The 15,257-nt window shown below is 47.9% G+C and carries 18 protein-coding genes and 1 pseudogene; all 19 read right to left on the reverse strand.

Translation table 11 applies throughout. The features are described from left to right. Window positions 1-63: 63 nt before the first annotated feature. Window positions 64-453, reverse strand: coding sequence for a DUF6483 family protein (locus FNY66_RS13395; protein ID WP_087151287.1), 390 nt, complete (start codon window positions 451-453; stop codon window positions 64-66). Between the two features lie 88 nt (window positions 454-541). Further along, entirely contained in the window at window positions 542-1,240 is a 699-nt protein-coding gene (locus FNY66_RS13400; protein WP_150311464.1) for a class I SAM-dependent methyltransferase, read from the reverse strand. Window positions 1,241-1,267: 27 nt separating this feature from the next. Continuing rightward, on the reverse strand, window positions 1,268-2,845 hold the full coding sequence (cobA, locus tag FNY66_RS13405; protein ID WP_229409532.1) for a uroporphyrinogen-III C-methyltransferase: 1,578 nt from the start codon (window positions 2,843-2,845) through the stop codon (window positions 1,268-1,270). An 18-nt stretch (window positions 2,846-2,863) separates the two neighbouring features. After that, complete coding sequence (gene hemC / locus FNY66_RS13410) at window positions 2,864-3,748, reverse strand: hydroxymethylbilane synthase (protein ID WP_150311465.1); 885 nt, start codon at window positions 3,746-3,748, stop codon at window positions 2,864-2,866. After that, complete coding sequence (locus tag FNY66_RS13415; RefSeq protein WP_150311466.1) at window positions 3,736-5,292, reverse strand: cobyric acid synthase; 1,557 nt, start codon at window positions 5,290-5,292, stop codon at window positions 3,736-3,738. Before FNY66_RS13415 ends, hemC begins: the two co-directional genes overlap by 13 nt. A 24-nt stretch (window positions 5,293-5,316) precedes the next feature. Continuing rightward, entirely contained in the window at window positions 5,317-6,375 is a 1,059-nt protein-coding gene (locus tag FNY66_RS13420; protein WP_229409533.1) for a pyridoxal phosphate-dependent aminotransferase, read from the reverse strand. A 20-nt stretch (window positions 6,376-6,395) separates the two neighbouring features. Then, window positions 6,396-7,394, reverse strand: a complete 999-nt coding sequence (gene cbiB, locus FNY66_RS13425) for an adenosylcobinamide-phosphate synthase CbiB (protein WP_087151312.1) — start codon at window positions 7,392-7,394, stop codon at window positions 6,396-6,398. Continuing rightward, entirely contained in the window at window positions 7,394-8,206 is an 813-nt protein-coding gene (locus FNY66_RS13430; protein ID WP_087151283.1) for an MBL fold metallo-hydrolase, read from the reverse strand. Before FNY66_RS13430 ends, cbiB begins: the two co-directional genes overlap by 1 nt. Window positions 8,207-8,208: 2 nt before the next feature. Beyond that, complete coding sequence (locus FNY66_RS13435) at window positions 8,209-10,128, reverse strand: ATP-dependent nuclease (RefSeq protein WP_150311467.1); 1,920 nt, start codon at window positions 10,126-10,128, stop codon at window positions 8,209-8,211. 67 nt (window positions 10,129-10,195) lie between these two features. Further along, the gene (locus FNY66_RS13440) at window positions 10,196-10,546 is read right to left on the reverse strand and encodes a DUF2200 domain-containing protein (RefSeq protein WP_150311468.1); all 351 of its coding nucleotides are present in this window, start codon (window positions 10,544-10,546) and stop codon (window positions 10,196-10,198) included. A 151-nt stretch (window positions 10,547-10,697) separates the two neighbouring features. Next, the gene (locus FNY66_RS13445; protein WP_150311469.1) at window positions 10,698-10,985 is read right to left on the reverse strand and encodes a DUF1905 domain-containing protein; all 288 of its coding nucleotides are present in this window, start codon (window positions 10,983-10,985) and stop codon (window positions 10,698-10,700) included. A gap of 35 nt (window positions 10,986-11,020) precedes the next feature. Beyond that, window positions 11,021-11,488 (reverse strand): DUF1648 domain-containing protein, encoded by a 468-nt coding sequence (locus FNY66_RS13450; protein WP_087151279.1) that lies wholly within the window; start codon window positions 11,486-11,488, stop codon window positions 11,021-11,023. A 27-nt stretch (window positions 11,489-11,515) separates the two neighbouring features. Continuing rightward, window positions 11,516-11,971, reverse strand: coding sequence for a helix-turn-helix transcriptional regulator (locus FNY66_RS13455; RefSeq protein ID WP_087151278.1), 456 nt, complete (start codon window positions 11,969-11,971; stop codon window positions 11,516-11,518). A 115-nt stretch (window positions 11,972-12,086) separates the two neighbouring features. Then, complete coding sequence (locus tag FNY66_RS13460) at window positions 12,087-12,692, reverse strand: hypothetical protein (RefSeq protein WP_150311470.1); 606 nt, start codon at window positions 12,690-12,692, stop codon at window positions 12,087-12,089. 12 nt (window positions 12,693-12,704) lie between these two features. Next, on the reverse strand, window positions 12,705-13,304 hold the full coding sequence (locus FNY66_RS13465) for a DNA-3-methyladenine glycosylase I (RefSeq protein WP_150311471.1): 600 nt from the start codon (window positions 13,302-13,304) through the stop codon (window positions 12,705-12,707). Window positions 13,305-13,364: 60 nt separating this feature from the next. Continuing rightward, window positions 13,365-14,039: a DUF1287 domain-containing protein gene (locus FNY66_RS13470; protein ID WP_150311472.1), complete on the reverse strand. Its 675-nt coding sequence runs from the start codon at window positions 14,037-14,039 to the stop codon at window positions 13,365-13,367. A 44-nt stretch (window positions 14,040-14,083) separates the two neighbouring features. Continuing rightward, window positions 14,084-14,557 carry a GNAT family N-acetyltransferase gene (locus tag FNY66_RS13475; RefSeq protein WP_087151274.1) on the reverse strand — a complete coding sequence of 158 codons (474 nt, stop codon included), beginning with the start codon at window positions 14,555-14,557 and terminating at the stop codon, window positions 14,084-14,086. A 3-nt stretch (window positions 14,558-14,560) separates the two neighbouring features. Further along, window positions 14,561-15,016: a GNAT family N-acetyltransferase gene (locus FNY66_RS13480; RefSeq protein WP_150311473.1), complete on the reverse strand. Its 456-nt coding sequence runs from the start codon at window positions 15,014-15,016 to the stop codon at window positions 14,561-14,563. A 5-nt stretch (window positions 15,017-15,021) separates the two neighbouring features. After that, window positions 15,022-15,257: pseudogene (locus tag FNY66_RS13485) on the reverse strand (GNAT family N-acetyltransferase); the annotation flags it as partial.

Raw genomic sequence — 15,257 nt, forward strand, 5'->3', positions numbered from 1 at the left:
AGCAATCTTTGTATACTTCTCCACAAACTCAGTCTTTGCCCCGGTATAGCCATCCCTTTTCTGTCATATCTCTATATCCTCCGCAAACGCTTCCAGGAGACTCCCGTATCCGTAATAATTGACCACATATTTCAGACCGTCCACAACTTCTTCTCTGGAGTAGTCGTGCTCTGCCAGGAATTCATCCGTCTTCCCGCTCAGCTTCTCATAGAAAAGCAGAGACATCTCAAAATAAGTCCGGTCCCCCTCCCTGAGTCCGTCCAGCAGGATATTCTCCGCCTCATTGATCTCGCCGTCGTCGATCATGGCGTTCAGTTTTCGGAATTGCTCCATCACTTCCAGCGGAATCTCAGCGTCTTCCTCTTTATCGATATCCTTATTAAATATAAGCTTGATAAGCGTGCGGATCCATTCGTGCACGATCCGCATTACATAATCCTTATCTTCCAGCATTTCCAGTCCTCCTGTCCGCTCCTTCTTATCTCCTGTTATCTCCTGCAATAGGTTGCACGTTATTTCTTTTCCGCCCGGATCATCAGCATCATGGGCGGCGCATCTCATCTTTCATCCCCGGCAGATCCATCATCTCTTCCGGCGGCTCCGCCTCCACCACCATCTCGATCACAAAACCGCATCTGATCAGCCCGTTCATGATCTGGGTCAGTGTGTGGTGATACTTGAGCACCTCACATCCGAGGAAATGTGTCTTCCTCTCCCCGGGATAGAAGTAACCGTCCACAGGCCAGTACAGCGCCTTTCCCTTCTCATCACAGATCCATTCCTGATCCACCCCTGCGGTAAACACAGGATGCTCGATATTAAAAAGGAATGTTCCTCCCGCTTTCAGGGTGTGGTACACAGATGTAAATACAGGCTCCAGGTCCTCTATATAATGGAGAGCCAGATTTGAGACTACGCAGTCCCATGTCTCTGCCGGATATTCGTAATCCTCCAGAGATCCTGTCTGATAGGTAATCCTCTTATCAGCATTACGCCGCTTCGCCTCTTCGATCATCCGCCGGCTCACATCGATGCCGAGAACTTCTTCCGCTCCCTGATCCACAGCATATTTGCAGTGCCATCCATATCCGCAGCCCAGATCCAGAACCCTGCTGCCCTCAAGCGGCGGGAACATTTTCTTCAGCTGATGCCATTCCCCGGCACCGGCAAGACCGTCTTTACTGCGTGTCATCTGCGCGTACTGGTCAAAAAAATGTTTGTCGTCATATTCGTTTTTCATATTTACGCTCCGCCATCATTTATTATCTCAGCTTTTTGCTCCGAATAACTCAATGATCTTTCTCACCATCGCATCCATAGAAGCCTGATCTGCGATCTCGATCTGCATCCCGTACTCTTCTGCCGCTCTCGCTGTCTGCTCTCCAATGCACACCGCGCAGATACTGCTGTAATCTGTCTCTGTGTCTTCCATTGCCCGGACAAATCCGCGGACTGTGGAGGCACTGGTAAATGTCACTGCATCGATCTCCCGGTCGCGCAGCATACGTGCAGCTTCGTCCTTCAGTACAGGATTTACTTCATATTCTGTACTGTACAGGGGAACATCTTCTACAAACATCCCTTTCTCTGTAAGCGGCGGTATCAGATCCTCAGATCCTTTTTCCGCCCGGGCAATGAGCGCATATTCTCCCGGCTCCGACATTTTTGCTATCTCTTTTCCCAGTTCTCCGGCGCTGTAAGTCTCCGGTACCGCGTCCGGAATAAGTCCGTATCCGCACAGTGCGTCCGCAGTTGCTGATCCGATGGCGCCGATCCGTACATTGCCTTTTCCGCAGAGAACTGATCGCAGATCCAGTTTCATCTCTTTTATAGCGTCAAAAAAGACTTTTACTCCAATTGGGCTGGTAAATACAAGCCATCTGTCGTCTTCATGCTGTCTGAACAGGCCAAGCGCACTCTTAAGCTGCTCGTTCGGTGAGATCGGCTCTGTATGGATAGCAGGCATTTCAATGACCTGGGCTCCTGCATTCCTGAGTCGTTTTGCCAGAGATGACATACTCTGTCTGGGGCGTGTCAGAAGGAACTGGCGTCCCCCAAGCGGCCGGTCTTCCGCCCAGTGAAGCTCATCTGACAGTGCGCATACCTTCCCCACAATGATGATAGCAGGGGTCCGGATACCCGCCCTGTCAGACTCTTCCTTCAGATTCTCTACCGTTGCAACGACACGCCTCTGACCTGCTGTCGTTCCTCTCTCCAGAACTGCCGCAGGTGTATCAGGATCCATCCCCGCATCCATCAGCCCTTTCAGAATCATTTCCATCGAAGAAACGCTCATCAGGAATACAAGCGTTCCGTTCAGTCGGACGAGCGAATCAAAATCAATACTGAGTGTTCCGTCTTTTCTCGCATGTCCGGTGATCACATGGAAAGACGAGGTATAATCTCTGTGCGTCACAGGGATTCCTGCATAGGCAGGAACCGCCACGGAAGAAGTAATGCCCGGAACCACTTCAAACGGTATATCCTCTTCAACAAGCGTCTCCAGTTCTTCACCGCCGCGGCCGAAGACAAACGGGTCTCCTCCCTTTAATCGCAATACTTTCTTTCCTTTTTTCGCTTCCCGCGCAAGGATCTGATTGATCTCTTCCTGGGGCACCGGATGATTTCCCGCGTGTTTGCCCACATATATCGTCTCTGTATCATGGGGAATACGGCTTAACAGCTCGGCGCTGATCAGCGCATCGTATACGATAACGTCCGCCTGCTCAATGAGCTCAGCCGCCTTAACAGTCAGCAGTCCGGCATCGCCCGGTCCTGCTCCGGCAAGCCATACTTTTCCGCCATTTGCCTTCAAATCTCTGTCATTCATTCTTACGCCATCCATCTCTATACCATCCTCTTCCTACAGACTTTCTCTCATCATCCGCTCTGCCAGAGTCTCTCCTGCCTGCCCTGCCTTTGATGTATCGGCCACGATCACGTCCACCGAATATTCTTCTGTATCTTCATTATAGTAGAGTCCCATCAGTTTCAGTTCATTTCCGATCACCTGTGCATGAGCGGCACAGGGTGAAGTACAGTCTCCCCCGGTCACACGGATAAACTGCCGCTCCGCAAGGGCCGCCGCCCTGCTCTGAGGAATGTCAATCTTATCTGTCCATCCGTACTGCTCACCTTTTCTTCCCTGCACGGCAAGGATCCCCTGACCTGCTGCCGGAATCATCTCATCTACGGAAAAATACCGACTGATCACATGCTCCATCCCGAGTCTCTTAAGCCCTGCCGCTGCAAGAAGCGTTGCATCATACCCTTCTGTTTCCAGCTTCCGCATCCGTGTCTGAACATTTCCCCTGATTCCCCGGAATGTACATCCCGGATACAGCCTCTCCATCTGGATCATCCGCCTTCTGCTGGACGTGCCGATCACCGCCTGCTCCGGGAGCTCTTCAAGCCCCGGACGGTACAGGATCACATCTCTTGGATCTTCCCTTCTGCCGTAAGCAAGGATCGGGAGATCCGGATTTTCCTCCATCGGCATATCTTTCAGGCTGTGCACGGCAATATCGATCCCGCCGTCCATAAGCGCCCGGTCCAGTTCTTTTACAAACAGTCCTTTGCCGCCGATCTTTTCCAGACTCTTATCCAGTATTTTGTCTCCTGTCGTTTTCATCGTAATGATCTCGACTGAAACTCCGGGATCGCAGCTTATGATCTGATCCCTGATGATCTCCGCCTGCTTCACCGCAAGACGGCTTTCTCTGCTTCCGATCCTTATCACAGACCGCATGGCGCATCATTTCCTTTCTCTATGATCTGATATATCTTCTCCATATCAAGGCTTTCCCTGATAATATCCGCAAGCCTGTCGTACTGCTCTTCTTTATATGCTTTCCAGTCCGTCACCTCTATTGCAGACGGATCGTACCCTTTCTTCTTTAGGAGCGCGCTCACAAATCCTTTCGCACATCCCAGGGCATCAAAGATCCCGTGAACATAACAGCCATAGACATTCCCGTTCTGGGCGCCGTCCGCACGGACACCGCCGGAGAGATCTTCCGGAATATCATTGCTCTTATCTGTTATATCTGCAAATTCTACAAGTGATCTTCCGGGTGTCAGCGCAAATGTCTCTCCCATATGTATCTCATATCCTTCAAGCTCTGTTCCCGAAAGTTCTCTCAGTATTCCTTCCATCTTGAGGAAGCGTCCCTGTACCCTTGTTCTTGTTTTCTCAGTATCAAATACAGTCCGGATCGGGAGCAGTCCGAGCCCTCTGACGCTTCCTTTCTGTTCTACTCCGGCCGGGTCGGAGACTTCCTCTCCTAACATCTGGTATCCTCCGCAGATGCCGAATACAAGCCCGCCGACGGATGCATGGCGGAGTATCTTTGCTTCAAGACCGTTCTGCCTCATCCAGAGCAGATCCTGGATCGTATTCTTGCTCCCCGGAAGTATAACAGCGTCAGGCGCCCCGAATTCTGCCGGGGAACCTACGTATCTCACGCTGACTTCCCCGAGCGCCTCCAGCGGTGCGATATCTGTGAAGTTCGAGATTCTCGGCAGGCGGATCACAGCCACATCCACAAGCCCCGCATTATCTTTCTTCTGAAAACGTTCGGTCAGGCTGTCCTCCTCATCGATATCCAGATAAAAATACGGCACGACTCCGACCACCGGAATATTCGCACGTTCCTCGAGCATGGCGAGTCCCGGCTTCAGGATGGATACATCTCCCCGGAACTTATTGATGATCATCCCTTTGATCCTCTGACGCTCCTTTTCCTCGAGCAGCATCACGGTCCCGATCAGCTGTGCAAACACTCCTCCTCTGTCGATATCCCCCGCGAGCAGCACCGGCGCGTCCACCAGTTCCGCCAGGCCCATATTTACGATATCATCCTGCTTCAGATTGATCTCCGCCGGGCTTCCCGCTCCTTCGATCACGATCACATCATACTTGCTCTTTAATCCCTCGTATGCTTCCATAATATAAGGAATGTAGTCCTTTTTATGCCTGTAATATTCCACCGCCGACATAGTCCCCACCGGCTTCCCGTTAATGATCACCTGGGATCCCGTGTCGTTTGTCGGTTTAAGCAGGATCGGATTCATTGCCGCTGCAGGCTCGATTCCCGCAGCCTCCGCCTGCATCACCTGGGCGCGCCCCATCTCAAGCCCTTCTTTTGTGATAAAAGAATTGAGCGCCATATTCTGCGACTTAAAAGGCGCCACACTGTAACCGTCCTGTTTCAGCACGCGGCAGAGTCCTCCGGCCAGCACGCTCTTGCCGGCGTTAGACATTGTGCCCTGTATCATGATCGATCCTTTCATCTGTAGTCCTCCGTTACATTTCCTTTAATTGCCGTTCTTGCTCCTGCTTCCGATATCTCTCAGGGCGTTTATCAGACTTGAGTTCTCCTCATGTGTCCTGACCGCTATCCGATACCACCCTTTTCCGAGTCCTCTATAATTTTCACAGTTCCGTATCAGTATCCCACGGTCTTTCATTGCATCGAACAGATTGATTTCAGTATATAACAGAATGAAATTAATATCAGAAGAAATATATTTCATTCCGATTTTATATAATTCAGCTTCAAGATATTCCCGTTCGCCGGCGACAAGCTGCCGCGCTTTCATCACATAATCATCTTCGTCCAGTGCCGCAGCCCCAGCCTCCTGCGCAGGAATCGATACGCTCCATGGCTGCCGCATCCGCCCCATCGTTTCCAGCAGTTCGGAATCCGATGATATCCCGTATCCGAGCCGCAGTCCGGGCATGGCATAAATCTTTGTAAATGCACGCAGGATAAAAAGCTGACGATACTTATCCGCCTCACTGATCATAGAATACTTCCTGGGATCAGGCAGAAATTCCACAAAGCATTCGTCAAGAACCAGACGAACTCCGAGATCTTCACATCGCTCTGCTATCCTTTGTAACAATTTCTTATTGATCACATGGCCGGACGGATTGACCGGAGAGCAGAGGAAAACAATATCAAAGCTTTCATCCAGTTCATCAATGAAACTTTCATCTATGCAGAAGAAATTATTTTCTTTCGTTTTATGATACATAATTTCGCATCCGACAGTCCTCAGTGCCTGTTCATATTCTGAAAATGCCGGTACCGGTATCAGCGCCCGCTTCGGCCTCTCAGCCAGTACCAAGGTATAGATAAGCTCAGCCGCGCCGTTTCCGAATATGTAACTGTCCTCCGGAATACTCTGCTTGCGCGCCAGTTTCTCCCGAAGCTTCCGGCACTGGCTGTCAGGGTAGGCGGATGCGAGCTCCACGCCTCGTTTTGCTGCTTCAGTCACCCGTTTTGGAGGACCCAAAGGATTGATATTGACAGAAAAGTCCAGCATATTCCTGTAAGTGTATATATCTCCGCCATGTCCGTATTTCATCATACTCCTCCAAGCCTCTTAATTTATATCAATATCCCCAGAGCGTATTTGACTGCTCCGAATACGATCAGCATTAAAAATGCCGTCACATACATGAGCCGCCCTGTTCTTCGGATGTCCTCCGGTTCGACCGGCCGCAGGGCATCCCCGATAAATTCTTTCTTATATACTTTTCCAAAATAGACAGCGTCACCCGCAAGCTGGACCCGCAGCGCTCCTGCGCACACCGCTTCTGTCTGTGCCGCATTCGGGCTCGCATGCTTCCGCCGGTCCCTCCTGTAGATCCTCCATGCATTTTTCCCGTCCAGGCCGCAGAGCCAGGATGCCGCGATCATAAACACTGCTGTGATACGGGACGGGATATAGTTGAAGACATCGTCCAGTTTTGCCGGAACGCGTCCGAAATAAAGATATTTGTCATTTTTATATCCCAGCATGGAATCCATAGTATTCACTGCCTTATAAAGGAATCCAAGCGGCGCTCCGCCGATCAGCATATAAATAAGCGGCGCTGTCACACCGTCTGATGTGTTCTCTGCCACAGTTTCCACCGCGGCTTTTGTGACACCTTCGACACTCAGATTCTCCGTATCTCTGCCAACGATCATGGATACCGCCTTGCGGGCACCGGGCAGGTCATCGTCTTTCAGCCGGTCATACACTTTCCCGCTCTCGCTGCACAGACACCGTGCAGCTATGATCTGATAGCACCAGAATGTCTCCAGCACGAATCTTAATGCAGGATGGATTTTCTGCGCCAGAACAAGAAGTCCCAGTGGAATGAGAAATGAGAGTCCGGCGATACATACCCACAGGACGGCTCCTGCCGCTTCGAGCGCCCGGCTCTCTCCACTGTCCTCTCCCGGTCCTCCCTTTTCTTTCCTGCAGCACAATTTTCTGAGCTTCCGCTCTCCGAAAGCGATCCCCTTTCCGATCAGTCTGACCGGATGGTACAGCCATACAGGGTCGCCAAATAAAAAATCAAGGAAAAAGCCTGCCGCGCAGGCTGCAAGTGACATTATCATAACACTATTCTGAGTCCGACTTCAAGCGGATGTACCATGTTTCCAAGCACGTCCCGCATGATGCGGTACCCCTCCTCTCCGGTACAATGTCCGGTGTAGATTTCCTCCACCCCGGTCGCACGCAATTTCTCTGTCAGGGCCCGCACATACTGCTCTGACTTATTGTACAGATGAAATCCGCCAATCATTGCCCGGATCTTCCGGCCCGGGAATGCAGCGGACACTTCACTTATGATATTAGCTGCTCCGCCATGGGAGCAACTGTTAAAGACTACAAGGCCGGATTCTTCCTCGAACACGAGGCTCTGCTCATGGGCAAAACAGTCAGGCACCCAGCCGCTCTCTTCTTTCAGATACATATGCTCCCGTTCGCCGGCTTCCTCCATCGTCTGTCTGCTGTGAGGGATAAGCCATATTCCGCTGCCCGGCCGGCATTCGCCTGATACATATACGATCCTGTCCTTATACTTTTCGAGAAATCCTTTCATTATGCCTATGTATTTCATACGTCCTTCTTTAAGATCATAGCAGTTTTCGCCGCAGGGCTTTTTTATATATAGTTTCGCCGTCCTGTTTTTCTCAAGAAAAACAGGCATCCCGTCCACATGGTCGTAATGCGCGTGGGAGAGCACCGCATAATCCACATCAGCCAGATTTATCCCGAGCTTCTCTGCATTTTCCGCAAAAAGACCGCTCTGGCCTGCATCCAGAAGTATCTTCTGATCTCTGTATTCTATATAAAAGCTTAACCCCCACTCGCCTGCCAGTTCATTGTTTCCCGTATTATCTGTTAATACCGTTGCTCTCATAATTATTCTCCGCTTAACAGTTCTGATTCTTTTTTCTTTCTGCTCTCAAAGTAGATGAAACGGTCGATGGAATCCAGAATATCTGCAAAATCTTCTCTCGGCGCTGCGTCTATATAACGTCCCAGTATCTCCTGCTCGTTCTCTTTGTACCGCCCGTAAAAGATATCGTACAGATTATGTCCTCTCATATGGATCCTGATATCTTCCATATGCTGTTCCACGTCCTGCTCATTTTCGAGATCATGCCCGATGACTTCGACAAGTCTCCTGCCGCTGCGCAGCCGCCAGAGATACTCACGCCATTTCTCCAGAAATATCCTGTAAAACTGTTCTTCTGAGTCTATAATGCCGATCTCTGCCATCACTTTCGGATCAAGAAAATAATTTTCAAAGGAATAATATCTGAGGATCAGCACATTTTTCTCCGTCACACGGGGCAGGCGGTCCACATCCTCCTCGTTCCTCTGAGCATAGTACCTGCAGAGCTGTGATTTCAATTCTTCACTGTCTTTGCCGTCCCCGTCCCTGATCATGAGGAAATTATCCTTTATGTAGACCTGATTCATATATTTCAGGTTGGCATAGGTTTTGATGTTTGTACAGCTATTTGTCGTGATGATCGCAATGCGTGAAAGATTGCCTTCACTGTCATACGTCTCTGAATAATACTTGCGTATAAGCAGCGGAAGCCTGCTTTTGTCCTGCTTTCCCTCCACGATAAAGACAAAATTCACATTCATCAGATCATTTGCTGAGTAGCCGAGATCATCCAGGACAGCGCTGATATCCGTTTTCTCTTTCACTTCAGAGAGACCGTCCTCATTTAAGAACACCTGCCGGATCTGTCTGCTGTTAAAGTTCGACAGCAGATTAGGCGAATGAGTAGAGAACATGACCTGGTTCTTTCTCGACAGCCGGTACAGGATATCACCTGATACTTTCTGCAGCTTCGGATGGAGAAATATCTCAGGATCTTCCACCATAATGATATCGGCATTTTCCATGCCCTCCTCCTCATATGTCTCAAGGAGCGAAAGCATATAGATGCTTCGCATTCCTTTCCCCATGCTGCCTGCCGGACGCTTCTCCTGATATCCGGCCAGCCTCACATCTGCCGTCACGGCGAGCGTCCGCTCGATATCAAGGTTCATGGAGTATATGATCTCATCACGGCCGCCGTTTTTGCGGAAGTTTTTATTGACTTTCCGTGAAAATGTATCCAGATTCAGATTGTACAGCTTATATTCCAGAAGTTTTGCCGCTTCAAAGGCATTCAGTTCTTCTGTCGTCTTCTTACTGATCAGTCCGATACAGGAAAAACAGCGGTTGCATTCTTTCGCCATGTCAAACATACAACAGCCGGAACGCATCTGCTTAAGCAGGTCATCCTCCTGCATCAGCAGCAGATCATCCTGGAACTTCTCCAGATTTCTCTGCGCATCCATAAAATAAATATGCGGAAATATCAGCGGGATGTACCGGTTATTCTTCTGATGACCGTCACTATACCGGACACGTCCCTCACGGTTGACAGTAAACTCAAAAGCGAGTATACCGCCCGTACCCGCGTCCCGGCCTTCCTCAGCGGGACTTTCATCAGGCTGATAAGACGGCAGCTTCCTACAGAAATCCCGATACCATGCCTCATACCTTCGGTAGCTGCTGACAAGTCCGAAGCGGTGGAAACGCTTCAGATCATCTGACGTGATCCGAAGTTCCACACGTATCTCTACATTCGGAAAACTCTCACGGAAATCCTCTTCTTTCACAGTATAATCCCCGCCCACTGCGCGCACGGCGTCCAGGACGGCGGTTTTTCCCGTGTCATTCTTGCCGACCAGTATCAGAGCGTTTTCAATCCCGCTGATATGCATCTCTTTAATTGATTTAAAATTGCGTATCCGCAGATCTGTTATCTGCATACTGACGCCTCCTGTCACTTTTCTATCGGCTGCTGCCTATAATGAATAAATGGAATCCGTCATAGTCTTATTTTCTTAATATTTTCTCCATCGGCTTACCCTTAGCGAGCTCGTCAACAAGCTTATCAAGATAGCGGATTTCCTGCATCAGCGGTTCTTCTATCTCTTCCACTCTCACGCCGCAGACCACTCCCCTGATCAGTTTTCTGTTCTCATTAAGGTGCGGAGCATTCCGGAAAAAATCACCGTAGGTGCAGCTTGTCTCCGGAAGATTTTCCAGATCGTTCTGACTGTACCCGGTCAGCCAGCGGATGATCTCATCCACCTCGGCTTTTGTCCTGCCTTTTCTGACTGCTTTATTGACAAGTAACGGATATATCTTTGCAAAAGTCATTGCATATACTTTTTCATTATCCATGATCTGCCTCCCCGGAAATTCTCTTCACATCCAACTATGATGCCGCCAGAATATTGTATCATTCTTCCTGATCCAGTGTCTATATCTTTTGTAAAATGCACAATAAAACACTTCGGCATAAGAGTCAATCTCCAAATACCGAAGTGAATAACTATTCTCTTTCTTTTATAATGACATGTACTTGATCGCCATCCCCCTTATTTATCTTAGCGCGGATAGCTTTCGTAATACCGATAATATAACAGACAGAACCGTCCTCATGTTTTACTCCCATATTTACGATACTTCCATCATATGGCTGTCCGTCAAATTCCGCATGGACTTTCACCCGCCCTCTGCCGAATTCTTCTCTGATATTCCACGGGAAAATGACGTATGCGCCGCCCTTTTCCGGAATACAGCGGATGATTTCATCATATTCATATATTTTTTCGTTCATAGATACCTCGTTTTACCCAAAATGGATTACGGCTCTTAATTTCGTGCAAGGAATATGCGGATCAGCCAGAATGCCGCATTTCCTGTCAGCAATATGAGATAAACCGGCGTGAACCAGACCGGCAGCGGCTTTTCCATTGCAGGAAATATAATCAATGTACTAAAAACCGCCGTCATAATGAGTTTTGACGTCCTGATGAGATACTTTAACAAACGATATACTTTTTCACTGTTTTTCCTTGTGATTTCTACACCGGTATTCCATATATCAGGATAGCGCTCAACAAAACTGATGCCAAGATACAAAGCCCACGATATGATCACAGTAAACCATATCATTCCTTTGCCGCCCCAGTCGTCAATCTCACCTGCAGCGTTATAGTGTGTCGGTATCTGATCAGGGATCGTACTCCAGCAGACAATCAGGTATATCAGCGTCCCTATAAGCATGATCCGGCACAAATATTCCATAATAGTATCGGCCCGGGTATCTTTTATATTCATAATTTCATTCCTACTCCCTCTAACCGCTCAGTATAACTGATCCAATCTCTTTGATATCCGATACCTCGCAATAAAAGCTGCAGCTTCCAGACATAATGCAAGGATGAAGCACCACATGGGAACACGCATCTCCAATTGTATCCGGCAGAATACAGAGATCAGAAGAAATATCGCACCGACAAGCTGAATAAACTCCATTACACGCTTCTGCCGCTCCTCAAGTGCTTTTCTCTCTTTCACTTTATCTGAATGAAATGGGAATCCTTCCTTTGTAAATTGATCTACATCTTCATCTGATATCAGTTCATCCAGACTGATATTCAGTTCCACCGCGAGTTTTTTCGCCATGATAAGATCCGGGCATCTTGTGCCGTTCTCCCATCTGCAGACTGTCTGTCTTGATACATACAGCTTATCCGCAAGCATCTGCTGAGTCAGCTGGCGCTCCTCTCTCAGCCTTTTAATGTTATCCCCTAATGCCATATTACACAGCCTCCTTTTCTTTTATCAAAACTATATAATATCGCATCGTACGTGAAAAGACGAATTGCGGATTCCGTATGTTTCCAATCCGGTAACAGTGTACTTCCACTGCAGTCTATTCATATCCCTCCAGGGTTTTAGCCGTCTGACGGAGGTATACGATCTTCATAATACTTACCACAAACGTTCCTATTCCAGAGACAAGCGCTATGAACACTCCGATCACAGAAATCAGTATCGATACAATTACGGCAGCCAACATGCCAAGCATCGTCCATAATTTCCATTTCCATAATCTTTCCCATTTATCCGACATCATCTGGCTGACATAACTCATAACACCGGCATGCGCTTTAAACTCGTAATATTCGCCTGCTATATCCAGCACTGCGGTCAGGATTACGGCAATCATTCCCAGCATGATCCCTGCTCCCGGGATTGCCACGTTCATCGCAGTTGAAACAATACCAATAGCTGCACAGAGGATAACACATATTCCTGACCTCCTGTAGGATTCATCCTCGGAAGCCAGACGTAACAGCACAATACCATATGCCAGATCAGCTCCTGCTCTTATCAGCCATCCGATTCCATACAGTTCATCGCTGTTATTACCGGTAAAAAGTCCTGCCACAATGCTTACGATGGTAAGCCAGAATAAAACACCGATCCATTTTGCCAAAAGCTTAATATCCACCGATGGTCTGTAATCCTGATACATTAAATCCCCTCCTTATTCGTGATCTCTTCTCTTGTGAACCGGATCTGTCATTTCCAGAAGCTCCTGATACCGAAAACAAGATTCCATATGATCATTGATAATACCGCATGCCTGCAGATGTGAATAGACTGTAACAGACCCCATATACTTCAGTCCGCGTTTTTTCAGGTCCTTGCTTATCCTGTCCGACAGACCGTTTCTTGCCGGGATCTCTCCTTTCTGATGTCCGGTATACAGATAAGTCTTCCTTTTAGTAAAGCTCCAGATATACTCGCTGAAAGAACCAAACTCCCTGTGGATATCCTGAAAGCACCGGGCATTATGTATCACTGCTTCAATTTTCCTTCTTGATCGAATCATCCCCTCTGTTTCCAAAATCCTTTGTATGTCTTTTTCACCATACGCAGCCACTTTGTCATAATCAAAATTATCAAAGCAATTTCTGAAAATCTCCCTCTTCTGGATCATCATGTTCCAGTTGAGCCCGCACTGCATGACTTCCATCATCAGAAACTCAAACTGTTTCTGGTCGTCATGCACCGGAACGCCCCATTCTTCATCATGGTAGCGGATCATCTTTTCATTGCACATACACCACGGACATCTCTCCATAACTTTCCCCCGTTCTCCACTATTTTGCCTGTATTTCTTATCAGCCTTCTCCCGCTGTTCTTATTCACTGACACGGTAATGGCCGGTAATATCATCCCTGCTCTCAAGGATATCCTCCTCGTATGACTTCTGAAACGGATCATTGTGATGGATCACATAAGCCACTCCGTCATCATTTCTCTTGTCTGAAACGATTCCGATATGATTCTCAAAGATCACGATATCTCCGCCCTGCCACTGACTGATATCATAGACGTCCATTGTAAGCTCAACCGCAGTATGGGCGAAATATACTTTCAGATTATTCACTCGCCGGAAATCAATATTGATATCAGGCTCTTCAATATTGTAATCCTCCGGATCCGCCAGAATATCTGCATTGACAAGTTCCATAAGATCATACCCTGCACTTTTCATTGCATTTGCAACAACATCCGTACAGACGCCATATTTGTCATCCGGATACCCAGTAGAATAATACTTGCTCTTATAAACCGGATTTGTGGAAATATAATCTCTTGCTCCCTGAAGGATATCCGTCTGGTCATCGATCCCGTCCCCATCTTTGTCCACTGAACTGTGGAAATCCTCTATTCCGAAATCTTCATTTTCTTTTGCCCGGACCGGATCACTGCTCGTACCGAGAAAAAAATAGCGACAGCGCCAGACTAGACATCCGGCTGCAATCAGCAGGAACAGTATAATAACAGATGTGACGCTCTTCTTTTTAGACATGGCTGGCACTCTCCCTTCTCCCCAAGTCAGGATTGATGTATTATCTATAACCGAATTGTCATGATATACTCATCCTCATTTTCCAATGCAACATGAAATCCGGCTTTCCGGTACATATCCACGGCGTAATTCTCTTTTTGCACTGATAGAGAAAGCCCTGAGTATCCGTCAGCCTTCTTTCTTTCAATCATGGCGTTCAACAGTGCAGTACCAATCCCTGATTTTCTGAACGGTCTGAGTACAGATATAGCAAGTGACGGCATTTCATCATCAATATGCCCATAGTCGTCCATGATCCTTACCCATACAGCTCCTATAATGTCGCCGTTCATCTCAGCAACCAGAGCACTGTCATGCCGCGAACTGCCGAAATCACGGATATATACCTGCAGTTCAGGAGAGTCTGTAATAGATCTGTCCGGCGGCGCTGCACCTTTTGCAACATAGACTGCTTCGTATAGAAACTCCTTCAACAGAGGATATTCGTCCTCCCTCATTTCACGAATCATATAATCCATAAATTATCCCCGCTCATATTTCATCGGTGTATAAGTTCTCCATGCCATCAGGCACTCTTCCTCGCCTGTGGCATCATCTGTCATTTTCTTAAGAATCTGAAAGCCTTCACGTTGATAGAATCTGACAGCTCTTTCATTTTTCACATATACATGTAAGGTCAGTTTCTTCTTAATCTCTTTCACATAGTCCAGCAGTGCTTTTCCCGTTCCCTTTGACCGGGCTTCTTTTCGAACAAAAACACCTGCTATATACTCATCTTCCAGACCAATAAATCCGCGGATTTCATTACTCTCCTCATCTTCACAAACATATACTTCGGCCTGCAGGAGCATTTCCTTTACTGGTGTAAAATTACTTTCCCAATACTCTGCCGGAACAAAATCATGTGCCTCTCTGTTTGATGTCAGCCAGATCTGTGCAACCGCATCGATATCTGTTTTCTGCAATCTTCTTATCATAAATCTTACTCCACAAATGAATGGCTCATAATGTAAAATGCCTCCTGGCTGGGCATCCACTTCTTCTCCATCTTTTCAAGACTGTCATCGTACGCCGCCGCTTCCTTCTCGTCTACATTCATCACCGGGCTGTCTGAATAGTACCACTTTCTCCCGTCCAAAGCCCCCGTTCTCAATTCTTTCACCAACATCGCCGCCGGATATTTTCCGCCCTCCACACAGACATTATGTTTCTTACAGC

The organism is Mediterraneibacter catenae, assembly GCF_008691045.1.
Classification (GTDB): Bacteria; Bacillota; Clostridia; order Lachnospirales; family Lachnospiraceae; genus Mediterraneibacter; species Mediterraneibacter ornithocaccae.